Raw genomic sequence first — 24,003 nt, 5'->3', positions numbered from 1 at the left:
GGCTGACCGGCGGCGGGCTGCGCGGCGTCGGCGGTGGCCTCGGCGGGCTGGGGCGCGGCTGCGTGGGCTGCCGGTGCGGGGGCGGGCGCCGGTGCGGCCTGGGCGGGCACGCCCCGGCCGGCGGCGTGCTGCGGAGGCGCGGGGGTTCCGTGCACGGGTGGCGCCTGCGCGGGCGCACTCTGCACCGGACCACTCTGCACCGGACCACCCTGCATCGCCGGCGGCGCCGCTTCCTCGGCCCACGGGCCGGCCCCGGCCCGACGGCGCCGGCCCGTGGGCGCATCGGCCGGGTGCGGCTGCGGCGGGGTGTGGTCGTCGGCCTGGTCGTGCGGTACGGCGTCGTGCCGGCCCTCGGCGGGCAGGGCGCCGCCGTCGGGCGGGACGTCACCGGAAGCGGCCGGGCCGGGCACCCGGACCTGGCCCGGGGGCGTCGCCGGGGACGCCACGGCCTCGGCCGTCCCGTGCGGCTCCGCCCCGTCGGAGGGCCGGTCCACGTCGGCGGGCGGCAGGGCGAACACCTGGCGCGGTGCCGCTTCCTGCGCGGCGGCACGCTCGTTCGCGGAGGCCAGGGCGCGGCGCCGGCGCCCGGTCGGCTGGGACGCGTCGGGCGGGTCCGACTCACCGGCCTGCGCGGGCAGCGCCGGGGGCAGCGCCTGCTGCTCCCCGCCGTCCCGCCGCGCACGCCGGCCGCCGGGCCCGGGCATGCCCTGCGGCGGTACGGTCCCGCCGAGACCGGTGTTGGAGGCCGCGGCCCCTCCGCCGTGCTCGCCGGCCATGACGACGGCGCCCTCGGACACCCCGGCGTCCGCCTCCTGGGGCACACCCTCGGCGGCGGCACCGGCGGCCTCCGCGGGCCGTCCGCGCCGACGCCCGGTACCGCCGGACCCCTCGCCCGGCGCCGCCTGCGCGGGAACCGGAAGCGGGGCCGACGCCTGGGCCTCCTCCCGCACGGCCTGAGCCGGTGCGGCCTGGGCCTGCTCCTGGGCGGTCTGCCCCTGGGCGATCGGCTCCTGGGCGGTCTGCTCCTGGGCCTGGGCAGCACGCCGCCTGCGTCGCCCGGTCGGTGCGGCACCCCCGCCCTCGGCACCGGTGGGGCCCCCGCCGGGGCCCTCACCCGCAGCGCCCGTGACCTCGCTCTCCAGGAACGCGTCGACGGAGGCCCGCCGTGCGCGCCGCCGTCCGCCACCGGGAGCCGGCTCCTGAACGGCCAGGGCGCTGCCCGCGCCCGGAGCCCCCGCAGCACCCGCGCGACCCGTGGCCCCCTCGACCTCGGCGGCCTGCGCCTGTGCCGGTGCCTGCCCCGGATCCAGGGCCAGGGCCTGGGCCTGGGCGGCGACGGCCCCCGCCCCACCCCCGATCGGCACCTCCAGCACGTACGCGCTGCCGCTCATTCCCGGCACCTCGTGCGTCTGCAGCACGCCACCGTGCGCCCGCACGATCCCGCGCACGATCGGCTCGTGCACCGGGTCTCCCCCGGCGTACGGCCCGCGCACCTCGATGCGTACGACCTCGCCGCGCTGCGCCGCCGCCACCACGACGGTGTTGTCCAGGTAGCCGCCCGTCGCCGACACGGGTGAATTGCCGGTGGCGTCGACGCCCGCCACGTCCGCGACGAGATGCGCGAGCGCGGTGGCCAGCAGCCGGGGATCGACCTCGGCCTCGATGGGCGGCGCGTGCACGGCGAACTGCACCCGCCCCGGCCCGATCAGTTCCACGGCCCCGTCGACACCGGAGGCGACGACGGCGTCGAGCATCACCTTCGTACGGGAGAGGTTCTCGTTCCCGACGTCGAGACGCTGGTAGCCGAGGACGTTGTCGATGAGCGTGGTGATGCGTGAGTAGCCGGCCGAGAGGTGGTGCAGCACCTGGTTGGCCTCGGGCCACAGCTGACCGGCGTCGTCCGACGCCAGCGCGGCCAGTTCCCGGCGCAGCTCGTCCAGGGGCCCGCGCAGGGAGTCCCCGAGGAGGGTGAGCAGCTGCTCGTGCCGGGCGGCGATCGCCTCGTAGCGGTCCTTCTCCCGCTCACCGAGCGCGGCGTAGCGGTCGGCGTCCGCGGCGATCTCCTCCGCGTGCTTCTCCCGCAGTTCCTCCAGCTCACCCGCGTGCTGCTGGCGCAGCGCGGTCAGCTCGGAGGCGTGTTCCTCGGCGAGTCGCTCCCGTTCCTCGGCGTGCCGCTGCTCCGCTTCCTCGTGCTCCTTGACCAGGGCGTCGTAGGGGCGCCGGTCGGTGAAGGTCATCACGGCGCCGACGAGCTGGTCCCCGTCGCGGACGGGTGCGGTCGTCAGGTCGACCGGCAACTGGTCGCCGCTCTTGGAGAACACCACCTGTCCGCGCACCCGGTGCTTGCGGCCCGAGCGCAGGGTGTCGGCGAGCGGCGACTCGTCGTAGGGGAACGGCGAGCCGTCGGCCCGCGAGTGCAGGATGAGGGTGTGCAGCTCACGGCCGCCGAGGTCGCTGGCCCGGTAGCCCAGGATCTGGGCGGCGGCCGGGTTGACGAGGACGATCCGCCCGTCGGTGTCGGTGCCCACGACGCCCTCGGACGCGGCCCGCAGGATCATCTCGGTCTGCCGCTGCGAGCGCGCCAGCTCGGCCTCGGTGTCGACGGTGCCGGAGAGATCGCGGACGACGAGCATCAGCAGTTCGTCGCCGGCGTAGCCGTAGTTGTCGTAGGCCTGCTGGCCGGTCTCCAGGTTGGCGCTGGTGACCTCGACCGGGAACTCGGTCCCGTCGGTGCGCCGGGCGACCATCCGCGTCGGCTTGGTGCGCGCCCGTGGATCGATGTGGTCCGGCCGCCTCATGGACCCGGGGATGAGCCGCGAGTCGAACTGCGGCAGCAGGTCCAGCAGCCCGCGCCCGACCAGCGCGGTGCCCGGAGCCTCGAAGGCCTCCAGCGCGATGGTGTTGGCGTTGACGACGGTGCCGTTCGCGTTGACCAGCACCAACGCGTCGGGCAGCGCGTCCAGTATGGCTGCGAGGCGAGCAGCGCCTCGGGATGGCCTGCTGCTCACGAGACGCTTCCCTCCTGGTTACCGCACTTGCCGACCGCCTGGGCCATCTTGCCAATCGGCCCGCAACGTGTCACGCGAGGGAGTCTAAGGGTTGGGGCCCGGCGGGCGGCGTGGGATGCGAGGGAGGTCGCACGAGAAAGTGAAGCAGAACATGTGACCGAGGGCCCTGTGCGTCGCCTCCCGGCGCCGCACAGGACCGGTTCACGACCGCCCTGCCGACCCCATGTCCGGGAGCAGCGGCACCATGCGGTCCCAGCGGGAGATCCCGCAGCCGTCGCGGCGGTCGTACGTCGCGTCGACGGGGCGTCCGGCCCAGGTGCCCGTGACGTGCGCGGTGGCGGGACCGCCGTACTGCATGGTGCAGACGCTGCCCTCCGGGACGGGGGCGAAGACGTCCTGCCCCCACCGCGTGTCGCGCTCGAGGACGGCACAGGCGCCGTCCGGGTCGGGGTGGCTGCCGCCGTGGGGGTTGCAGAACAGCTCGTACGTGCCGTCCGCGCCCGCTCCGGCGTCCCGGACGGTGACCGTCAGGTGATCGAAGACCGGTGCCCCGCCGCCGGCGGCGGCGGCCGGGTGCGCGGCGGACAGGGTGGCCAGGGTGACGGCGGACAGGGCGGCGGCGCCGAGGATACGGGCGGCGGCGGGAAGGCGAGTGACCTGGAACATGACCGGACTAACGCGCCGGACCGCCGGACGTTGCGCGACCGGGCCGTAAGGGCTTTGCCCTGCGGCCCGCCCGCCTAGTACCGTAGGGGTCGATTGGTGACAGCGAGCTCAACTGTGTCATCATCGGCACGCACCAGTCGCGCTCGCACGCGAAGGGTGATGTTGTCTGGAGGCGTCGCCTAGTCCGGTCTATGGCGCCGCACTGCTAATGCGGTTTGGGTCTTAAAGCCCATCGAGGGTTCAAATCCCTCCGCCTCCGCACCGATCACCGAAGCCCCGGCCCGTCTGGCCGGGGCTTCGGTGTTCCTCCGGGTCCGTGCGGTGGCTTCGATGGCTCGTTTCCGCAGGTCACAACGGGTGCGGCTAACGGATTTCACATGACGGCGGCAGTCATGTAATGTTCTTCCTGTCGCCGCGAGCGGGCCGGAAGGAACGGGAGCGGCGGTAAAACTGAAGAAGACAGGCACTCGTAGCTTAACGGATAGAGCATCTGACTACGGATCAGAAGGTTGCAGGTTCGAATCCTGCCGAGTGCACATCAGGTCAGAGGCCCTGTGGAGTGATCCACAGGGCCTCTGTCCTTGTTTCACAGCCCTTGTCTCAAGGCGTTCGCCTCATGATCTGTGTCCCGAGATCTGTGTTCCGCGATCTGCGCGCCACGATCGGTGTCTCGTGGCCTGTGTCCCACGGCTCGGGTGCCACGCCTGTGTCCCACGGCCTGTGTCGCACAGCAGCGAGGGCCGGCGCCCGGACCGAGTGCACGGGAGGGTGCCCCGGGTCCGGGCGGCCGGCTGCCGGTCAGGCGTTCTGCGCGGCCTTGCGGCGGCGGATGGCGACGACCGTACCGGCGCCGAGTGCGACCGCGACGGCGCTCGCGAGGGCGAGCGGCGCCATCGCGGAGGACGTGCCGGTCCTGGCGAGGTTGCCGGCGGTGTCGGTCCCGGTGGCCGGTGCCTGTGCCGGCTGCTGGGACGCGCCGCCCTGTGCGGAGGGGCCCGTGCCCGTGCCGGGGGCCGCGGTGTCCGGCCGCTTGTCGTCGTCCCCGCCGGGCTGCCCGGGCTTGGCCTCGTCGACCGCGCCCGGCTTGCTGCCCGCGGGCAGGATCTTGAACTCGTAGCGCTTCATCGGGCCGTGGACGCAGGGCTTGTACGCGTCGGAGGCGTCACTGGCGAACAGCGCGAGGGCGTCGGCGGCCCGGGAGGCGGAGTCGATCCGCATCCGCAGCCGTACGTCGCTCCGCTCGCCCGGCTTCAGGGTGCCGAGGGGACCGATGTGCTCGGGCCCGTCACCGGTGAGGGTCTGCCAGCCGGAGCCGGTGGACCACTTCACCTCCAAGGGGCTCTTCCCACCGCTGTGTTCGCCGTTCGCGTGGACGAACACCAGGGGGTCCACGGTCAGTGTGCGCTCGGTGCCGTTGGTCACGCGCAGGGTGAAACCGACGGTGGTGCCCGCGACGACTTCGGACGGCAGTTCCGTCACGAGCGAGGTCAGGCCGTTCTCACGGATGCATTTCCTGGCGGCGTCGAGTGCCTTTTCAGCGGTTTCCGCGGCCTTGCTCGCCTTGTCGACGGCTGCCGTGATCAGACTGTACTCACGGGTGGCCGCCACCCTGGCGTCGCTCAGCGCGGTGTTGGCTTGCTCGGCCGTGGTGTCGGCCTCCTGCTGGGCCTTGACCGCTGCCACCAGATCGGCTTCGGCGGTTTCGAGGGCCTTTTGCGCCGCGGCCCTGTCGGTGTCGTTCCCGGCCGCTTCGAGCGTGGCCTCGGCGTCCGCGACGGCCTGCTCGGCAGTGGCCCTGGCGGCCGCCGCGTCCTGGGCCGCCTTGGCGGCGGTGATCGTGGCCGCCCTGAGCGGGTGCGTGTCGGACGCCAGGGAGTCCAGGGTGGCCTTGAGGTCCTTCAGTCCCCTCTCCTTGGCGGCGACGGCGTCCTCGTAGGCCTTCCTCGCGTCACCGGCGGCCTTTTCCAGCTCCGCGTACGTCGGCTGGTTCTGTATCTGCGCCGCGGGCTTCCCGGCGGCGAGGGCCGGAGCGGCGGTGAACAGCGCGACGGGCGTGGTCACCGCGACGGCGGCGGCCACAGCGAGGCGACGGCGAAGCTTCACTGGGAGCCTTCCCTGGTGGGAGAGAAAAAGGAGAACGGCCGCGGGAAAAGCGTGTGCGGGCAGTCTGAATGGTTCGAATATTTTATAGCCGAAGCGAAAGAAAGGTGCTCTTTTTTGTTCGGGCTGCGGTTATCTTTGACGATTCCCGTCTGGATAAATTGGACAGGTGGGTAGGGTTGGTCACGGGAGCCCCGTTCTTTGTGTGACTCATGTCACTCGCCCGCAATCGTCGGGAATTCGCGGGGGAGTTGACGGCAGCCCTGGCGGCGCTGAGGGCGCTTGGTGTGTTTAGGGTGTGCGCATGCTGCGACGACGCATCTCCATATCCATCCGGCCGAGACTCGGTGGGGGCACCCGGTGAACAAGCCGCTGAGGGCCGTGGCGATCTTCTGTGGGCTGCTGGTGCTCGGCCTGCTGATCCGCGCGAACTGGCTGCAGTACGTCCGGGCCCCGGAGCTCGCCTCGGACACGAAGAACCGGCGGGTGCAGATCGAGCAGTTCTCCACCCCGCGCGGAGACATCGTCGTCGGTGGCCGGGCCGTCACCGGCTCCGCCGAGACCGAGGGCACCGACCTCAAGTTCAAGCGCACCTACGCCGACGGGCCGATGTACGCGCCGGTGACGGGATACGCGTCGCAGGCCCAGGGCATGACGCTGCTGGAGAAGACCTACGACTCCATCCTGACCGGCAAGGACGACCGGCTGGCGTTCCAGCGGTTCGCCGACATCGTCAGCGGCGAGGGCCGGCGCGCCGGCTCGGTGGTCACCACCATCGACCCGAAGGCGCAGAAGGCGGCCTGGAAGGGGCTGACCGACCTGAAGGGGGCCCGGGGCGCCGTCGTCGCCCTGGACCCGGCGACGGGGAAGGTGCTGGCTCTGGTCTCGGCGCCCTCCTACGACCCGTCGACGTTCTCGGGCGGCACCTTCAACGAGTCGGACCGCTTCGTCGCGCTCACCAAGGAGAAGAGCAAGCCGCTCGCCAACCGCGCGCTGCGCGAGACCTACCCGCCGGGCTCCACCTTCAAGATCCTCACGGCGGCCGCCGCGCTGGAGCACGGGGTGGTCAGCGACATCGACGCCCGCACGGACGCCGAATCGCCGTACAAGCTGCCGCAGTCGACCAACAGGATCGGCAGCGAGGCCGGTGACGCCGTCTGCGACAAGGCCTCGATGAAGGTCGCGATGCAGCACTCGTGCAACAACGTCTTCCTGGACGCCGCGTCCGAGCTGGGGGCGGACAAGATGCGCGAGACGGCCGAGAAGTTCGGCTTCAACGAGGACGTCTACTCCGACGACTTCGGCGACCTGCTCGCCACCAAGAGCCTCTACCCCGAGAACCTCGACAAGCCGGGCACCGCGCTCACCGGCATGGGACAGGGCAGCCTCACCAGTACGCCGATGCAGATGGCCATGGTCACCGCCGCCCTGGCCAACGACGGCAAGCTGATGCAGCCCTACATCGTCGACGAGGTCAAGGGACCGGACCTCGGCACGCTGGAGAAGGCCGAGCCCGCGGTGATGAGCGAGGCGGTCTCCGCCGAGACCGCGCAGAAGGTCCAGCAGATGATGGAGTTCACCGCCAAGGAGGGCAGCGCCAAGCGTGCCCTGATCGACGGCATCACGGTCGGCGGCAAGACCGGTACCGCGCAGCGCGGTGTCGACGTGGACGACGAGGTGCCGTACGGCTGGTTCGTCTCCTACGGCAAGAAGGACGACGGGTCGTCCGTCGCCGTGGCCGTCTTCATCGATCCGACCGAGATGGACATCTCCCGCTCGGACATCTCCGGTGGCCGCCTCGGTGCGCCCATCGCCCGCAGCGTCATGGAGGCGGTGCTGAAGTCGTGACGCCGCCCGGTTCGGGGTGAGTACGGCGCGCACGGAGCAGTGGGGCGGGCGGCGGGCGCGTCAGGTCCTCGTCGCGTCGTACGCCGCGCGGGCCTGCTCGACCGCCGCCATCCGCCGCTCCGCCCACCGTGCGAGGCCCCGGACCTGCTCGGCGGCCTCCCGGCCGAGGTCCGTGAGGGAGTAGTCCACGCGGGGCGGGATCACGGGCTTGGCGTCCCGGTGGACCAGACCGTCGCGCTCCAGCGTCTGCAGGGTCTGGGCCAGCATCTTCTCGCTGACCCCGCCGATCTCCCGGCGCAGCTCGCTGAAGCGGTACGAGCGGTCCAGCAGCGCGATCAGGGCCAGGGTGCCCCAGCGGCTGGTGATGTGCTCCATGACCAGGCGCTCGGGGCACATGGTGGTGCTTGCTGCCATGGCCGTACGTTACTTCGGGGCCGGCACTCCCGACCGGTCGGCCCGGCCTCGGCTCCTTCGTCGCCGAGCGTCGCTAGGGCGGCGCGGAGGGCGTTGTCAGTGGCTCCCCCTACGCTCGACGGCGATGGCACAGGCATGGAAGTGCGCGGGGCTGCGGTGGGCGGCGGACGGTCCCGTGCTCACGTGGGCCGGGGGCCGGCGCAGCGCGCTGCCCCGGGGGAAGCGGGTGGCGTTCGCGGTCGCCGAGGGGGGTGTGCGGACATGCGTGGGGGCACGGGGGCACATGTGCCCGGCGCGGGCCGGTGTACCGGGGCGCAGTACGGGGGCGCGGTGCGGGGAGTGCGCGCGGCTGGACCGGGCGCACTCCGTGGCCGCCGACACGATCGCGGACGACCCGCGGCCGTACCGCGTCTACCTGGCGTGGTTCGGGCCGGGGCTCGTCAAGGTGGGGATCACCGCACAGGAACGGGGAGCCGCCCGGCTGCTGGAGCAGGGCGCGGTCTGTTTCAGCTGGCTGGGCAGCGGGCCGCTGATGGCCGCGCGGCGGACCGAGGAACTGCTGCGGGCGGCACTGGGCGTGCCCGACCGGATCCCGTACGCCCACAAGCGCGCGGTGCGGGACGGGCTGCCGGCGTCCGAGGAGGGGCGGGCGGCCGAGATCGCGGAGCTGCACGCGCGGGCGGTGGCGCTCGGCGGCTGGCCCGAGTCGCTGACGCCCGAGCCGTTCCGGGGCGTGGACCACGCGGGTGCCTTCGGGATCGGTACGGGTGCCTTCGGGACCGGAGGGGCGGCGGGCCGCGGGCCGGCCGCCGTGGGGGAGGTGGCCGAGCTGGTGGCGGGCGGGGCGATCGGGGGTGAGCTGGTGGCGGCCGCGGGGCCGGATCTGCACCTGTCGACGGAGCGCGGGGTCGTCGTGCTCGATACGCGGCTGATGACCGGGTGGGAGCTGGTGTCCGCAGAGGGCCGGCCGTGCGCCGTTCCCGTGCGGGAGCTCAAGCGAGCGGCTGGAGTGCAGGACGGGCTGTTCTGACCTCGTCCGTCGCTCCTTGCGCCGGGGAGGCACCGGGCGTCGGGGAGGCACCGGGCGCCGGGGAGGTGCCCGGGAGGCGCACGGGAAGCGCCCCGGGAGTGCCGGGCACGATCGTGGCGTCGGTGGCGTCGGTGGCGTCGGTGGCGTCGGTGGCGTCGATGGCCTCCGCGGTCTCGGTGACCCTCGGTGGCTCCGGCGGCCCGGCTGGCGGAAGGGCCGGCCGACCGTGGTCGACGGGAGCCGCCTGGGAGGCCCCTGTGGGTTTCTCAGAGAAATCACAGCTTGGGGAAAGGGTGCTCTCAGAGCGTCCCGACATGGTGTCCGTTATGACCACGACCTCGCCCCAGGGGCGCACCGAACTGCTGAGGCCGGACGGGAGCCCCGTCCGGGTGCTCGTGGTGGACGACGAGCTGTCCATCACCGAGCTGCTGTCCATGGCCCTGCGCTACGAGGGCTGGCAGATCCGCAGCGCCGGGGACGGGCACGGTGCCGTCCAGGCCGCGCGGGAGTTCCGGCCCGACGCCGTCGTACTGGACATGATGCTGCCCGACATGGACGGGTTGAGCGTGCTGGGGCGGCTGCGCCGCGACCTGCCGGACGTGCCGGTGCTGTTCCTGACCGCCAAGGACGCCGTCGAGGACCGGATCGCCGGACTGACCGCCGGCGGGGACGACTACGTCACCAAGCCGTTCAGCCTGGAGGAGGTCGTCGCCCGGCTGCGCGGGCTGATCCGGCGCTCCGGTGCCGCCGACCGGCGCTCCGACTCGGTCCTGGTCGTCGGCGACCTCACCCTCGACGAGGACAGCCACGAGGTCACCCGGGGCGGCGACGGCATCCACCTCACCGCCACCGAGTTCGAACTGCTGCGCTTCCTCATGCGCAACCCGCGGCGCGTGCTCAGCAAGGCGCAGATCCTGGACCGCGTCTGGTCGTACGACTTCGGCGGGCAGGCCAACGTCGTCGAGCTGTACATCTCCTACCTGCGCCGGAAGATCGACGCCGGACGCGAGCCGATGATCCACACCCGGCGCGGTGCCGGCTACCTGATCAAGCCCGCGGCGTGAGCGGGCGGCGACGACCGCGGCCGAGAACCCTGCGGACGCGTCTCGTCGTCGCGTCGGTGGCGCTGATCGCGGTGGTGTGCGCGGTGATCGGCACGGTGACCACGGTGGCGCTGCGGTCGCATCTGTACGACCAGTTGGACGGGCAGCTGGACGAGGTGGTGGGCCGGGTGTCCGGCTTCGGGCCGCCCGGTGACCCCCAGGGCGGGGGCGGGGCCAAGCGCCCGCAGCGGATGGACCTCGACGCGTTCGTCACCCGCGGGCCGCAACCGCGCGGCACGATCGTCGCCGACGTGCGGGACGGCGTCGTCGTCGACGCCCAGTACGGCCGGGACTCCGACGACAGCACCGACCTCAGCGGCATGACGGCGGTCTCCCTCAGCGCGGCGCAGCGGACCGCGCTGGCGTCCGCCCCCCAGGACGGTGACGCGCACACCGTCGAGATCCCCGGCCTCGGCGACTACCGCGTGGAGTACCGCGACGGCGTCAACGGCAGCTACTACGCCGCCCTCCCCACCTCCGAGGTCACCGGCACCATCAACACCCTGGTCCTCGTGGAGGCCAGCGTCACCGCCGCCGGCCTCATCGCCGCCTCCCTCGCCGGGACCGTCATCGTCGGCGTCGCCACCCGCCCCCTGCGCAAGGTCGCCGCCACCGCTACCCGGGTCTCCGAACTCCCCCTGCACGCGGGCGAGGTGAACCTCGACGAGCGCGTCCCGGAGTCCGAGTGCGACCCGCACACCGAGGTCGGCCGGGTCGGTGCCGCGCTCAACCGGATGCTGAACCACGTGCACGGCGCGCTGCACGCGCGGCAGGAGAGCGAGACGCGGGTACGGCAGTTCGTCGCCGACGCCAGCCATGAACTGCGTACGCCCCTCGCCTCCATCAGCGGGTACGCCGAACTCACCCGCAGGGGACGGGAGCAGGTCGGCCCCGACACCCGGCACGCGCTCGGACGCATCGAGTCCGAGGCCGGGCGCATGACCCTGCTGGTCGAGGACCTCCTCCTGCTCGCCCGCCTGGACGCCGGGCGGCCGCTGCAGTTCGAGCAGACCGACCTCGTACCGCTCGTCGTGGACACCGTCAGCGACGCCCGCGCGGCCGGCCTCGACCACACCTGGCGGCTCGACCTGCCCGAGGAACCGATGCCGGTGTCGGCGGACGCCGCCCGGCTCCAGCAGGTGCTGGTCAACCTGCTGGGCAACGCCCGCAACCACACCCCGCCCGGCACGACCGTCACCGCGCGGGTGCGGCACAGCGGCGGGTGGCTGTGCGTGGACGTCGAGGACAACGGGCAGGGCATCCCGGCCGCGTTGCTGCCGCACGTCTTCGAACGGTTCGCGCGCGGCGACTCCGCGCGGTCCCGGACGACCGGCTCGACGGGCCTCGGGCTCGCCATCGTGCAGGCCGTGGCCACCGCGCACGGCGGTGCCGTGACGGTCGACAGCGTGCCGGGGCGTACGGTGTTCACCCTGTACCTGCCCGCCCTCCCGGCACGGCGCGGCTCGGCGCCGCACTCACAGGCACAGCACAGTCCCACCACACGGGTGCGACAGGGGACTTGAGAAGAGTCGGTCCCATGCGAACCGACTCTTCTCCCGGCTCCCTGCCGGCACGGGAGCACCTCCCGGCCGCAGGAGCCGGTACGCCAGTCCTGGACGTGGTGATCCCCGTCTACAACGAGGAGAAGGACCTCCGGCCGTGCGTCCTGAGACTGCACGAGCACCTGACGCGGACCTTCCCGTACGCCTTCCGCATCACGGTCGCGGACAACGCCTCCACCGACGCCACCCCGCACGTGGCGGCGCGACTGGCCGCGGAGCTCGCCGAGGTCACGTCGTTCCGGCTGGAGCAGAAGGGGCGGGGCCGGGCCCTCGGTACCGTCTGGTCGGCCTCGGACGCCCCGGTCCTCGCCTACATGGACGTCGACCTGTCCACCGACCTGAACGCGCTGCTGCCGCTGGTGGCGCCGCTGATATCCGGGCACTCGGACCTCGCGATCGGCTCCCGGCTCGCCCGCAGCTCACGGGTGGTGCGGGGCGCCAAGCGGGAGTTCATCTCCCGCTCCTACAACCTCATCCTGCGCGGCTCCCTCCAGGCCCGCTTCTCCGACGCGCAGTGCGGGTTCAAGGCGATCCGCCGGGACGTGGCCCGGGTGCTGCTGCCGCTGGTGGAGGACACCGGCTGGTTCTTCGACACCGAGATGCTGGTGCTCGCCGAGCGTGCGGGGCTGCGGATCCACGAGGTGCCGGTCGACTGGGTCGACGACCCGGACTCCACCGTGCACATCGTGCGGACGGCGACCGACGACCTCAAGGGCGTGTGGCGGGTCGGCAAGGCGCTGGCCACCGGTTCGCTGCCGCTGGACCGGCTGGCCCGGCCCTTCGGCGACGACCCGCGCGACCGCGACCTGAAGGACGTACCGCAGGGACTCGCCCGGCAGCTCGTCGGCTTCTGTGTCGTCGGCGCCCTCTCCACCCTCTTCTACCTGCTGCTCTACAGCGGCTTCCGCCACTTCGGCGGCTCGCAGCTCGCCAACGCGCTCGCCCTGCTGGTCTCGGCGGTCGCCAACACCGCCGCCAACCGGCGGCTGACCTTCGGGGTGCGGGGCCGGGGCGGCGCGGTGCGGCACCAGGCGCAGGGGCTGGTCGTCTTCGGTATCGGTCTCGCCCTGACCAGCGGTTCGCTCGCCGCCCTGAACGCGGCGAGTGCCGACCCGGACCACTCCACCGAGCTGGCGGTGCTGATCGCCGCCAACCTCGCGGCCACCGTGCTGCGCTTCCTGCTCTTCCGCGCCTGGGTGTTCCCGGACGCGCCGCCCACCGCGGACGCGCCGCCGATCACCAGAACGCCGGGACACGGCGCCCGGGAACCACGGCACCCGGATTCTTCCCGCACCTGGAGCGACGCGACCGTGCGGCTGCGGCCGGTGCGCCCCGCCGACACCGATTCGAGGGACGGACGATGACGACGCACCACGACCGGACGACGCGCACGGGGGACACGTGTCCCGGGGACGGCGAGGACTGGGGACCGCCGGTGGCGCCGCCCGCGCCCGGACCGCCCCGGCAGTCGCGCCTGCGAAGACTGTGGCGAGGCCGCCCCGAGGACCCCCGCTGGGTCCGGCCTGCCTTCCTCGGCCTGCTGCTGGCCACCGGTCTGCTCTACCTCTGCAACCTCAGCGCCTCCGGCTACGCCAACTCCTTCTACTCGGCGGCCGTGCAGGCGGGCAGCCAGTCCTGGAAGGCGTTCTTCTTCGGCTCCCTGGACGCTGCCAACGCCATCACCGTCGACAAGCCCCCGGCCGCGCTGTGGCCGATGGCGCTGGCGGTGCGGATCTTCGGGTTGAACTCGTGGTCGGTCCTCGTCCCCGAGGTGCTGATGGGCGTCGCGACGGTCGCCGTCGTGTACGCGTCCGTGCGCCGCCGGTTCGCTCCCGCGGCCGGGCTGATCGCCGGTGCGGTGCTGGCGCTCACACCCGTCGCCGCGCTGATGTTCCGCTTCAACAACCCGGACGCGCTGCTGGCGCTGCTGATGTCCGTCGCCTGCCACCTCGTCGTCCGCGCGCTGGAGGACGGCCGGACCAAGTGGCTGGTGTGGGCCGGCGTCGCGATCGGCTTCGCGTTCCTGACGAAGACACTCCAGGCCTTCCTGATCCTGCCCGCCCTCGCCCTCGTCTACGGCGTCTGCGCACCGGTGCGGCTGAGGAGGCGGCTGGGGCAGCTGGCGCTGGCCACCGCCGCGATCCTGGTCTCCGGCGGCTGGTGGGTCGCGGTCGTCGAGCTGTGGCCGGCGTCCTCGCGGCCGTACATCGGCGGCTCGCAGAACAACAGCTTCCTGGAGCTGACCCTCGGCTACAACGGCCTCGGCCGCCTCAACGGCGAGGAGACCGGCAGCGTCGGCGGCGGCACGGGCGGTGGCGGCGGACAGTGGGGCGAGACCGGCTGGGACCGGATGTTCAACTCCGAGATCGGCGGCCAGATCTCCTGGCTGCTCCCGGCCGCCCTCGTCCTGCTCGCCGCGGGACTGGTCGCCACGCGGCGAGGCGGCCGTACCGACACCGCCCGCGCGTCCTTCCTGGTCTGGGGCGGCTCGCTGCTGATGACCACGGCCGTCTTCAGCTACATGGCGGGCATCTTCCACCAGTACTACACGGTGGCCCTCGCGCCCTGCCTGGCGGCCGTGGTCGGCATGGGTGCGGCGACGCTGTGGGAGCGGCGCGAGCGGACCTGGGCGTCCCTGGCCCTCGCCGCCGCCGTCACGGCGACCGCGGCCTGGGGATACGTCCTTCTCCACCGCACACCCGACTACCTGCCCTGGCTGAAGTGGCTGGTCCTGGTCGGCGGCCTGGCCGCCGCGCTCGGGCTCGTCTTCGCCGGGCGGCTGGGGCGGCGGCTCGCCCTCGCGGTGGCGGGGGCGGGCGTCGTGGCGTCGCTGGCCGCGCCCACCGCGTACACGCTGAGCACCGTGCAGGAGGGGCACAGCGGTTCCATCGTCACGGCCGGTCCGGCCGGGGCGAGCATGAGGGGCGGCCCGGGCGGTGGCGGTGGCCGGGGCGGTGGCCCCGGGGGCGGTGGCCTTCCCGGCGGCGGGACCGCCCCCGGGCAGGGGCAGGGCCAGGGGCAGGGCGGTCCCGGCGCGGGCGGATTCCCTGGAGGCGCACCGGGCCAGGACGGCCGGACGGCTCCGGACGGCCGGACGGCTCCGAACAGTCAGACCGGCGAGGGCGGCCGTACGGGCGGCGGCGGTGGCGGTGGTGGCGGCATGGGCGGTCTGCTCAACGGCGCCCAGGTCGGCTCCGAGGCCAAGGAGCTGCTGGAGGCCGACGCCGGCCGGTACACCTGGGTCGCGGCCGCGATCGGCTCCCAGAACGCCGCGAGCTACCAGCTCAGCACCGGTGACCCGGTGATGGCGATCGGCGGCTTCAACGGCACGGACCCGTCACCGACCCTGACCGAGTTCAAGGAGTACGTGGCGGACGGAGAGATCCACTACTTCGTCGGAGGCGGCGGCGCGGGCGGCATGGGCGGCATGGGCAGCGGCGACTCCGGCACCTCGTCGCAGATCACGTCGTGGGTCGAGGCCAACTTCACGGAGGTCACGGCCGGCTCGGCCACCTTCTACGACCTCACGCAGCCGACGACGACCTGACCCGGGAAGGACTGTGCTGTACGGCGTATAAGGGCCCCTCTACGCTGTACAGCATGACGATGTCCTCCCAGGAGCAGGAAGCCGCGCCCACGGTCCAGGGCCACCCGCAGCGCTGGCTGATCCTCGGTGTCATCAGCCTCGCCCAGCTGACCGTGGTGCTGGACAACACCGTGCTGAACGTGGCCATCCCCTCGCTCACCAGCGAGCTGGGCGCGGCCACCTCGGACATTCAGTGGATGATCAACGCCTACTCCCTGGTGCAGTCCGGCCTGCTGCTCACCGCGGGCAGTGCCGCCGACCGCTACGGCCGCAAGAAGATGCTGGCCACGGGCCTCGCCCTGTTCGGCCTGGGCTCGCTGGCGGCGGGTCTGGCGGAGACCACCGGGCAGTTGATCGCGGCGCGGGCCGGGATGGGCGTCGGCGGTGCGCTGCTGCTGACCACCACGCTCGCCGTGGTCATGCAGATCTTCGCGCCCGCGGAGCACGCGAAGGCGATCGGCATCTGGAGCGCGGTCAGCGCGCTCGGCTTCGCGTGCGGGCCGCTGATCGGCGGATTCATGCTCGACCACTTCTGGTGGGGCGCCATCTTCCTGATCAACCTGCCGGTCGTGGCGCTGGGCCTGGTCGCGGTCGTGACCCTGGTCCCCGAGTCGAGCAACCGGCAGGGCGACCGCCCCGACCTGATCGGTGCCGTGCTCTCCACGATCGGCATGTCCGCGCTGGTCTACGCGATCATTTCCGGACCCGAGCACGGCTGGACGTCGGGCAGGGTGTCGGCCACGGCGGCCGTCGCGGTGGGCGTCCTCGCGCTCTTCGCCTACTGGGAGAGCCGCATCCCGTACCCGATGCTCGACCTGGCCTTCTTCCGCAACCAGCGGTTCACCGGCGCGGTGGCGGGGCTGGTGCTGATCACCTTCGGCATGGGCGGCGCGCTGTTCCTGCTCACCCAGCACCTGCAGTTCGTGCTCGGGTACGGCCCTCTGGAGGCGGGGCTGGCGACGGCGCCGCTGGCGCTGACCGTGGTCCTCCTGAACTTCTCCGGGGTGGCGGCGAAATGGCTGGCCAGGCTGGGTACGCCGGCGGCGGTGCTGCTCAGCATGGTGCTGATGTCGGCGGGCCTGGTGGCCATCGCCACCCTCACCGGTGAGGGCTACGCCGGCACACTGCTGGGCCTGCTGCTGATCGGCGTGGGGTGCGCGCTCGGCAACCCGGCCATGGCACACGCGATCATGAGCTCGATTCCGCCGGCCAAGGCGGGGGTCGGCGCGGGCGTCAACGGTACGTTGGCGGAGTTCGGCAACGGGCTGGGCGTGGCCGTGCTGGGCGCGGTGCTGAACTCGCGGTTCGCGGCGCTGGTGCCGATGGCGGCGGCGTCGTTGCCGGCGGCGCTGGCCTCGGCGGAGGGGGAGGCGGAGCGGGGCCGGGTGATCGACGCGTTCTCCTCCGGGCTGGAGCGCAGTCAGCTGGTGGGAGCGGTGGCTGTGGTGCTCGGCGGTGCGGTCGCGGCGGTGCTGCTGCGGCGGGCGGAGGAGGAGAGCGCCTGAGGGGTGAGCGCGGGTGGGCCGGCCGGCGGGTGGCGAGCGAGGAGAATGTACGCATGGCGAAGGCAGGGCGGCAGGGGCCGCGGGCCAGTGTCTGGCTGGCGGGTGAGGGCCGGCGGAGCGGGCGGCGCGGCGGGCAGCCGTCCGGGCTGGACCGGGAGCGGATCACCGAGGCCACCGTCCGGTTGCTGGACGCCGAGGGCCTGGCCAAGTTCTCCATGCGCCGGCTGGCCGCCGAGCTGGACGTCACCGCGATGTCCGTGTACTGGTACGTCGACACCAAGGACGAGCTGCTCGAACTCGCCCTGGACGCCGTCTTCGGCGAGCTGCGCCACCCCGGCCCGGAGGCCGGCGGGGACTGGCGCGGGCAGCTGCGCACGCTGGCCCGGGAGAACCGCAGGCTGCTGGTGCGCCATCCCTGGCTGTCCCAGCTGACCGGCACCTACCTGAACATCGGGCCGCACTCGCTGGCCTTCTCCCGGGCCGTGCAGGGCGTCGTGCGCCGCAGCGGTCTGCCCGCGCACCGCGTGACCGGTGCCATCTCCGCCGTCTTCCAGTTCGTCTACGGCTACGGGACCATCGAGGGCCACCTCCTCGCCCGGGCGGCGCACAGCGGCCTGAGTCCGGACGAGTACTTCCGGGCCTCCATGAGCGCGGTGGCGGAGTCGCCGGACACCGCGGGCGTCATCGAGGAGTCCCGGGAGATCATGTCGGCCCGCGGCGGCGACACGGTCGGGGAGATGCTGGACCGGGACTTCGAGTTCGCGCTGGACCTGCTCGTGGCGGGCATCGAGGCGATGGTCGAACGAGGGTGACCGGCTCCGCGTCCGGTCCCGTGCCTGGTCCCGCGTCCGGTCCCGTGCCTGGTCCCGCGTCCGGTCCCGTGCCCGGTCCCGTGCCCGGTCCCGCGTCCGGTCCCGCGTTCGGTCCCGTGCCCGGTCCCGTGCCCGGCTCCGGGCAGGGGCCCGTGCCCGGTCCCGTGCCTGGTCCCCGACGCAGCGTCCTGGTCCCCTGCCGGGGCTCCGCGCCCGGCCCTGTGGCAGCCCCCGCGCCCGTTCCCCGGCCCCCGCGGTCAGCCGTCCGACGCCAGCCGCGCCGGGAAGCCCCCCGTGGCCACCGGACCCCACTTCTCCGGCGTCACCCGGATGATCGACTTCCCCTGCTTCACCATGGCCCGCCGGTACTCGTCCCAGTCGGGGTGCTCGCCGGCGATGTTGCGGTAGTACTCCACGAGCGGCTCCACGGCGTCGGGCGTACCGATGACCTCCGCCGTGCCGTCGATCTGGACCCAGGGACCGTTCCACTCGTCGCTGAGCACGATGAGGCTGACCCGCGGGTCCCGCTGCGCGTTGCGGGTCTTGGCCCGCTCCGGGTAGGTGGAGACCACGATGCGGCCGGAATCGTCGACCCCGCAGGTCAGCGGCGAGCCCTGCGGGCTGCCGTCGGCCCGCCGGGTCAGCAGGATCGCCCGGTGCCGGGGGCGTACGAAGTCCAGCAACCCGTCCAGGGAGACACGGGTGTTCGTCGCGATGTTCGGTGCCATGCCGTCAGCCTAGGCCGCGCTCCCGCTCCCCGCCCCGCTGCCGGGCCCGTTCGCCGTACCGCTCTCCGGGCGCAGGGCCTCCGTGAGGCTGTCGTACACCGGTACGTCCCGGCGCAGGCCGGAGAGTTCGAGGACGCGGCCGGGCACCCCCTTCGGGGCGGCCACCACCCGCAGCCGGGCGCGGTCGGGCAGGCGGCGGCGTACCCGGTCGAGGAGCCGGACGCCCTGGGAGTCCATGAAACGGGTCGCGGTCAGGTCCAGGACGACGACGCGCAGGCCGTCGGAACGGTGGTCGACCGCGGCCATGATCAGAGGCAGCAGCCCCGTGGCGTTGCAGAAGTCGATCTCCGGGGGCAGCGCGAGCACGGCGTAACCGGGCGGATCGCACGGCTCGCACGGTGGGGGGAGGAAGGTCACGTCACTCACCTGACAGACGTCCGCCGGCTTCCGGTCGAGGCCGCTTCCTGACCCGTCTCCCATTTCATCACGCCGGCGACGGGGTACGGAAGGCGTCCGCCCGGTCCTTCGGCCGGGCGTCACCGGCACGCAACCAAGCAGCTAAAGTGCTGTTCGTCCTGTGCTCGCAGTCGGGAATGTGCTGCGGAGCTCTCCTGCGCACGGCCGTTTGGCCGCGCATGCCGAAGAGGTTCGTGGTGGCTGCGTCCGAATTTACTGATTTGCCGCGTTTTCCGGTGGGCTTCGAGCTGGCCGAGGCCCTGACGGCGGCGGCTCGGCAACTGCACGGGACGCGCACCCCGGACGACACCCTGGACACCGCGGTCGCCCTGGCGGTGCGGCTGCTGCCCGGCGCGGAGCACGCGGGCATCTCGGAGATCCAGCGGGGCGGCCGGCTGCGCACGCTCGCCTGGAGCGACGAGGTCGTACGGTTCGCGGGCGAGTCCCGGGCCGGGGCGTGCGAGCCGCACCCGGACTGGGAACACCTCTGGACCACCCCCGTGGTCCGGACGGACGACAGCGAGACCGACGGCGGCGGCAACGCCCTGCGCGACCTCGGTCTCCGTTCCGCGCTGTCGCTGCGGCTGCGCGCCGACCGGCGCCGCCTGACCGTGCTGACGGCGTACGCCCGCAAACCCCAGGCCTTCGACGAGGACGCCACCCGCATCGGCCGGCTGTTCACCGCGCACGTCTCGCTCGCCCTGGACTCGGCGACCGTGCGCGAGCAGCTCACCGAGGCCATGCGCACCCGGGACCTGATCGGCCAGGCCACCGGCATCCTCATGGAGCGGCTGGACATCGACGCGGCCGGCGCCTTCGACTCCCTGGTGAAGGCCTCGCAGCGGGAGAACGTGAAACTGCGCGACCTCGCCCGCCGCATCGTCGACGCGAACACCGGCGCCGGGGGGCGAGGCGTGAGCGAGCGGTGACGGGATATCCGTACGGCCATGACCTCGGAGATCCCTGACACGCTCGACCGTGCGATGGCGCGCAGCCAGGGCCTCGACACCCTCCTGCGCGACCTGACCGACCGGGCGGTCGTGCAGGTGCCCGGCGCCGTCGCGTGCTCGGTCACCGTGCGCCGCGCCGACCGGCTGATGACCCTGGCCGGCAGCACCGGCCTGCCCCGTGGCCTGGACCTGCGGCAGTACGAGAACGGCTCGGGCCCCTGCGTGGACGCCGCGGAGACCCAGAGCGCCCGGTACGCCCCCGACCTGGCGACGGAGACCCGCTGGCCCGCGTACACGGCGTACGCGCTGGCCACCGGCGTGCGCTGTGTACTGGCGCTCCCGCTGGCCGTCGAGGGCGAGACGGGCGCCGCCCTCAACCTCTACGGCACCGGACCCGACGCGCTGGCCCGGGGACTCGACGCGGCCCGCGTCTTCGCGGAGCGGGCCGCGCACGCCGTGAACGAGGCCCTGCGCCTGGAACGGCAGCAGGCCTCGGCGGCCGACGTGCGCACCGCCCTGCTCTCCCGCAGCGTCATCGACCAGGCGGTCGGCATGCTCATGGCCCGGGAGCGGATCGACGCCCACCGGGCCCTGGACCGGCTGCGCAGGGCCTCGCAGCACCGGAACGTCAAGCTCCGGGACCTGTGCGGCGAGCTGGTGGCCCGGGCGTCCGGCGGCGCCTCACGCGGCCGGCAGTGACTCCCCCTGGACCGCCTGGATGTCCAGCTCGACCCTGAGCGTCGTACCGATGGCGGCGATGCCGGCCTGGAGGACCTGGTTGTAGTTCATGGCGAAGTCCTCGCGGCGCAGCTCCGTCGTGGCGCGGAACGCCGCCCGGGTGCCGCCCCACGGGTCGGCGCCGGTGCCGAGGTAGGCCAGGTCCAGGTCGACCGGGCGGACGACACCGTGCAGGCCCAGTTCGCCGTGGACGGTCCAGCGGTCGGGCCCGGCCTCCGACACCCCGGTGGAGCGGTAGGTGATCTCCGGGAACCGCTCGACGTCCAGGAAGTCGGCGGAGCGCAGGTGGGTGTCGCGCATGCCGTTGCCGGTGTCGACGGAGGCTGCCTTGATCACCGCCTCCACCCGGGACTTGGTGACGTCGTCGGGCGCGATCTCGACCGTGCCGGCGAACTCCGTGAACCGGCCGTGCACGCTGGAGATGCCCAGGTGCTGGGCGACCGCCGCCACGCTGGAGTGCGCCGGATCGACCGTCCACGGCCCCGGCGGCGGCAGCTCGGTGCCGCCCTGGCGGGCCAGCGTCACGGTGCCGACCTCGGCCCGGCCGCTCGCGGTGACGATCGCGCTGGACGCGGCGGGCGCGTAGCCGACGGCCGTGACGATGACGGTGTACGCCCCCGGCGTCAGCGGGGTGGTGTCCCGCACGGTGCCCTCGGTGTCCGCCTCGGCGCGCAGCACCTGCGTGCCGGTCATGTCGGTCACCGTGACGACCGCGTGCGACACGGCCCATCCGTCCCGCGTTCGGATCCTCGCGGTCAGTCCCATCCCGTTTTCTCCCTGCAAAGGCTCAGAAAGTGGTCGTGAAGAAGGTCGTGGAGAAGTTCGTGAAGAAGGTCTTGCAGTAGGTCGTGAGGCTTGAAGTAGGTCGTGAAGAGACCGGCCCGTGGTGGGCGGGCGCACCTCCGCTCAGAGCGCGCTCGCCACCACGGGCCGGGGTCTCGCTACTCGCCGGGGTGGGCGAGCTCGATGTCGTGGCCGTCGGCACCCGGGCCGGCGACCGTCAGGGACGTCGCCACCGGCGGGTAGCCGGTCGCGATGACGGTGTACTCACCGGCGTCCAGGTCGGTGAAGGCGTACGCCCCGTCCGCGCCGGTGGTGGCCGTGCCGACCACGTTGCCCGCCGCGTCGACGAGCGTGACGCGGGCGTCGGCCAGCGGACCGTGCGGCGCCCGCACGACGCCCTGGACCTGCGCCCCGGCCTGCAGGTCGACCTCGACCCGGGTGACCCCGGTGCCGCCGACCTCGATGGGCAGGGCGCGCGGCCGGTAGCCGGCGGCGTTCACCGCGACGGTCACCGTGCCCGGCACCAGCTCGGCGAAGGAGAAGTCGCCCTGGTCACCGGTGGCGGCGGTGGCCAGCAGGTCCCCGCGCACATCGGTCACGATCACCATCGCGTCCTTGACCGGCAGCCCGTTCTCCACGGCCCGGACCAGGCCGGTCAGCCCGCTGGTGCCGCTGAGCAGGATGTCGTACGCGACCGGCTCGTCGTTGACGACGATCGTCGAGGCCTGCGGCTGGAAGCCGTCGGCGGAGGCGATCAGGACGTACGATCCCGCGCCCGGCACGTCGACCGCGTAGGAGCCGTCGGCCTGGGCGACCGACCGGCCGAGCTGCCGGCCCGCCAGCGAGATCAGCGTGACGGCGGCCTGCGGGACCGGCGCCGACTCGGCACCGCGGACGAAGCCGCGGACCGCGATGCCACCGGGGACGGGCGCCCCCGGCGCACCGGAGCCGGTGTCCGTGGCGACGGCGGCGAGCCGCTGCGTCGTCTCGGTCGGAAGACCCCGGTCGGCGACCGGGGCGGCCGCCGTCGCACCGGCCGGAACCGGCTCCGGCGCGACGCGGGTGGCCTCGGCCGGGGCCGGGGCGGCCGGGGAGGCGGTCCCGGCGGTGGCCTCCGCGGCCTGGGCCAGGGCGCCCGACGTACGCAGCGGGACCTCCTTGATGAACAGCGTCACCAGGAAACCGAGCAGCGCGATCGGCGCGACGTACAGGAAGATGTCGGCGATGCCGTGCCCGTAGGCGCTCTCCAGCCATTCGCGGATACCGGGGGGCAGCAGGTCCATGTCGGGGATCGCACCGCTGCCGGAGGCCTTGGCGGCCGCCGCCTGCTCCTGCGGGCTGAGCGAGCCGATGGTGTCCGAGGCGTAGTGGCTGATCCGGGTCGACATCACGGAGCCGAGCACCGAGACGCCCACCGCGCCGCCGAGGGACCGGAAGAAGGTCACGACGGAGGAGGCCGCGCCCAGGTCGCTCGGGGCCACCTGGTTCTGCGTGCACAGGACCAGGTTCTGCATCATCATGCCGACGCCGAGGCCCATCAGCGCCATGAAGATCGCGATGTGCCAGTACGGGGTGTCGTACCGCATGGTGCTGAGCAGGCCCAGACCCGCCGTCAGCAGCACACCGCCGGCCAGCAGCCAGCCCTTCCACTTGCCGGTCTTGGTGATGATCTGACCGGAGACCGTGGACGAGATGAACAGACCGCCGATCATCGGGATGGTCATGACGCCCGACATGGTCGGGGACTTGTCCCGGGCCAGCTGGAAGTACTGGCTGAAGTAGACGGTGCCCGCGAACATCGCGATACCGACGAACAGCGAGGCCAGCGAGGCCAGCGTGATGGTGCGGTTCCTGAACAGGCGCAGCGGGATGATCGGCTCGCTGGCCTTCGACTCGACGAAGAGGAAGATCAGCGTCAGCACGATCGCGCCGCCGACCATGGCGCCGGTCTGCCAGGACATCCAGGAGTACTTGTCGTCGGCGAAGGTGACCCAGACGAGCAGCAGGCAGACGGCCGCGGTGACGAAGAAGGCGCCGGCCCAGTCGACCTTGACCTTCCGCTTGACCACGGGCAGGTTCAGCGTCTTCTGCAGGACGATCAGCGCGAGGATCGCGAAGGGCACGCCGACGTAGAGGCACCAGCGCCAGCCGAGCCAGCTGGTGTCGGTGATGACACCGCCGAGCAGCGGACCGCCGACGGTCGCGACGGCGAAGGTCGCGCCCAGGTAGCCGGAGTAGCGCCCGCGCTCACGGGGGGAGATCATCGCGGCCATGATGATCTGCGCCAGGGCGGACAGACCGCCCGCGCCCAGGCCCTGGATGCCGCGTGCGGTGATCAGCATCGCCGGGTTCTGCGCCAGACCGGCCACGACGGAGCCGATGACGAAGACGATCAGGGCTATCTGGACCAGGGCCTTCTTGCTGACCAGGTCCGCGAGCTTGCCCCACAGGGGGGTGGAGGCGGTCATCGTCAGCAGCGAGGCCGTGACGACCCAGGTGTAGGCGCTCTGGCCGCCGCCGAGGTCGCCGATGATCTCGGGCAGGGCGTTGGTGACGATGGTCGAGGACAGGATGGCGCAGAACATGCCGAGCAGCAGCCCGGACAGCGCCTCCATGATCTGCCGGTGCGTCATCGGAGCGTCTCCGTTGGAGCCTCCCCCGTGCTTGGCATGAGCCCGCACACCGGCTGGTGTGGTCGTTGCCATGGACTTCCT

The 24,003-nt window shown here is 72.9% G+C and carries 18 protein-coding genes and 2 tRNA genes; 12 read left to right on the top strand and 8 right to left on the bottom strand.

Features of this window, described 5'->3' with window-relative positions:
- Together ACP4IX_RS33445 and ACP4IX_RS33440 are read right to left on the bottom strand one after the other, a co-directional pair.
- Positions 1-3,008 (bottom strand): PAS domain-containing protein (locus tag ACP4IX_RS33445; RefSeq protein ID WP_426558242.1); only part of this gene is annotated, 3,008 nt, incomplete at its 3' end.
- A gap of 201 nt (positions 3,009-3,209) precedes the next feature.
- Positions 3,210-3,674 carry an SSI family serine proteinase inhibitor gene (locus tag ACP4IX_RS33440; RefSeq protein ID WP_426522971.1) on the bottom strand — a complete coding sequence of 155 codons (465 nt, stop codon included), beginning with the start codon at positions 3,672-3,674 and terminating at the stop codon, positions 3,210-3,212.
- A 168-nt stretch (positions 3,675-3,842) separates the two neighbouring features.
- Between ACP4IX_RS33440 and ACP4IX_RS33435 the strand changes: the two genes are divergently transcribed.
- Both ACP4IX_RS33435 and ACP4IX_RS33430 read left to right on the top strand, forming a co-directional pair.
- Positions 3,843-3,933 (top strand) — tRNA-Ser (locus ACP4IX_RS33435).
- A 204-nt stretch (positions 3,934-4,137) separates the two neighbouring features.
- Positions 4,138-4,210, top strand: a tRNA-Arg gene (locus ACP4IX_RS33430).
- A gap of 262 nt (positions 4,211-4,472) precedes the next feature.
- Here ACP4IX_RS33430 and ACP4IX_RS33425 read toward each other — a convergent pair.
- Positions 4,473-5,777: a hypothetical protein gene (locus ACP4IX_RS33425; protein ID WP_426558240.1), complete on the bottom strand. Its 1,305-nt coding sequence runs from the start codon at positions 5,775-5,777 to the stop codon at positions 4,473-4,475.
- A gap of 357 nt (positions 5,778-6,134) precedes the next feature.
- On the opposite strand from ACP4IX_RS33425, the gene ACP4IX_RS33420 reads away from it, so the two are divergent.
- Positions 6,135-7,622: a peptidoglycan D,D-transpeptidase FtsI family protein gene (locus tag ACP4IX_RS33420; protein WP_426522973.1), complete on the top strand. Its 1,488-nt coding sequence runs from the start codon at positions 6,135-6,137 to the stop codon at positions 7,620-7,622.
- 60 nt (positions 7,623-7,682) lie between these two features.
- On the opposite strand, the gene ACP4IX_RS33415 is transcribed toward ACP4IX_RS33420, so the two are convergent.
- Positions 7,683-8,036, bottom strand: coding sequence for a winged helix-turn-helix transcriptional regulator (locus tag ACP4IX_RS33415; RefSeq protein WP_426522974.1), 354 nt, complete (start codon positions 8,034-8,036; stop codon positions 7,683-7,685).
- Between the two features lie 124 nt (positions 8,037-8,160).
- Here ACP4IX_RS33415 and ACP4IX_RS33410 point away from each other — a divergent pair, with 124 nt between their 5' ends.
- The 7 genes from ACP4IX_RS33410 to ACP4IX_RS33380 all read left to right on the top strand — a co-directional run bounded on the left by ACP4IX_RS33410 (position 8,161) and on the right by ACP4IX_RS33380 (position 17,634).
- The gene (locus ACP4IX_RS33410; RefSeq protein ID WP_426558238.1) at positions 8,161-9,066 is read left to right on the top strand and encodes a DUF2797 domain-containing protein; all 906 of its coding nucleotides are present in this window, start codon (positions 8,161-8,163) and stop codon (positions 9,064-9,066) included.
- 326 nt (positions 9,067-9,392) lie between these two features.
- Complete coding sequence (locus ACP4IX_RS33405; RefSeq protein WP_030403173.1) at positions 9,393-10,130, top strand: response regulator transcription factor; 738 nt, start codon at positions 9,393-9,395, stop codon at positions 10,128-10,130.
- Positions 10,127-11,692, top strand: coding sequence for an ATP-binding protein (locus ACP4IX_RS33400; RefSeq protein ID WP_426558236.1), 1,566 nt, complete (start codon positions 10,127-10,129; stop codon positions 11,690-11,692). The genes ACP4IX_RS33405 and ACP4IX_RS33400 overlap by 4 nt, the downstream gene beginning before the upstream one ends.
- A 14-nt stretch (positions 11,693-11,706) precedes the next feature.
- On the top strand, positions 11,707-13,095 hold the full coding sequence (locus tag ACP4IX_RS33395) for a glycosyltransferase (RefSeq protein WP_426558234.1): 1,389 nt from the start codon (positions 11,707-11,709) through the stop codon (positions 13,093-13,095).
- Positions 13,092-15,278 (top strand): glycosyltransferase family 39 protein, encoded by a 2,187-nt coding sequence (locus ACP4IX_RS33390; protein ID WP_426558232.1) that lies wholly within the window; start codon positions 13,092-13,094, stop codon positions 15,276-15,278. The genes ACP4IX_RS33395 and ACP4IX_RS33390 overlap by 4 nt, the downstream gene beginning before the upstream one ends.
- A gap of 53 nt (positions 15,279-15,331) precedes the next feature.
- Entirely contained in the window at positions 15,332-16,822 is a 1,491-nt protein-coding gene (locus tag ACP4IX_RS33385) for an MFS transporter (RefSeq protein WP_426522979.1), read from the top strand.
- Positions 16,823-16,875: 53 nt separating this feature from the next.
- On the top strand, positions 16,876-17,634 hold the full coding sequence (locus ACP4IX_RS33380) for a TetR/AcrR family transcriptional regulator (RefSeq protein WP_426558230.1): 759 nt from the start codon (positions 16,876-16,878) through the stop codon (positions 17,632-17,634).
- A gap of 257 nt (positions 17,635-17,891) precedes the next feature.
- Here ACP4IX_RS33380 and ACP4IX_RS33375 read toward each other — a convergent pair whose 3' ends face one another.
- Positions 17,892-18,362, bottom strand: coding sequence for a PPOX class F420-dependent oxidoreductase (locus tag ACP4IX_RS33375; protein ID WP_426522981.1), 471 nt, complete (start codon positions 18,360-18,362; stop codon positions 17,892-17,894).
- 9 nt (positions 18,363-18,371) lie between these two features.
- A complete protein-coding gene (locus tag ACP4IX_RS33370; protein ID WP_426522982.1) occupies positions 18,372-18,779 on the bottom strand; it encodes an STAS domain-containing protein in 408 nt (135 codons plus the stop codon).
- Between the two features lie 218 nt (positions 18,780-18,997).
- Between ACP4IX_RS33370 and ACP4IX_RS33365 the strand changes: the two genes are divergently transcribed.
- Both ACP4IX_RS33365 and ACP4IX_RS33360 read left to right on the top strand, forming a co-directional pair.
- On the top strand, positions 18,998-19,747 hold the full coding sequence (locus tag ACP4IX_RS33365; protein ID WP_426522983.1) for an ANTAR domain-containing protein: 750 nt from the start codon (positions 18,998-19,000) through the stop codon (positions 19,745-19,747).
- Between the two features lie 18 nt (positions 19,748-19,765).
- Entirely contained in the window at positions 19,766-20,467 is a 702-nt protein-coding gene (locus tag ACP4IX_RS33360) for a GAF and ANTAR domain-containing protein (RefSeq protein WP_426522984.1), read from the top strand.
- Here the strand turns inward: ACP4IX_RS33360 and ACP4IX_RS33355 are convergent.
- Together ACP4IX_RS33355 and ACP4IX_RS33350 are read right to left on the bottom strand one after the other, a co-directional pair.
- Positions 20,450-21,271: a YceI family protein gene (locus ACP4IX_RS33355; RefSeq protein WP_426522985.1), complete on the bottom strand. Its 822-nt coding sequence runs from the start codon at positions 21,269-21,271 to the stop codon at positions 20,450-20,452. The genes ACP4IX_RS33360 and ACP4IX_RS33355 overlap by 18 nt on opposite strands.
- A 176-nt stretch (positions 21,272-21,447) precedes the next feature.
- A complete protein-coding gene (locus ACP4IX_RS33350; protein ID WP_426522986.1) occupies positions 21,448-23,994 on the bottom strand; it encodes an MFS transporter in 2,547 nt (848 codons plus the stop codon).
- Positions 23,995-24,003: the final 9 nt, after the last annotated feature.

This window comes from Streptomyces sp. WG5, assembly GCF_049974565.1.
Lineage (GTDB): Bacteria > Actinomycetota > Actinomycetes > Streptomycetales > Streptomycetaceae > Streptomyces.
The sequence above is the reverse complement of the archived record's forward strand: the minus strand, read 5'-3'. Positions and strand labels throughout refer to the sequence as shown.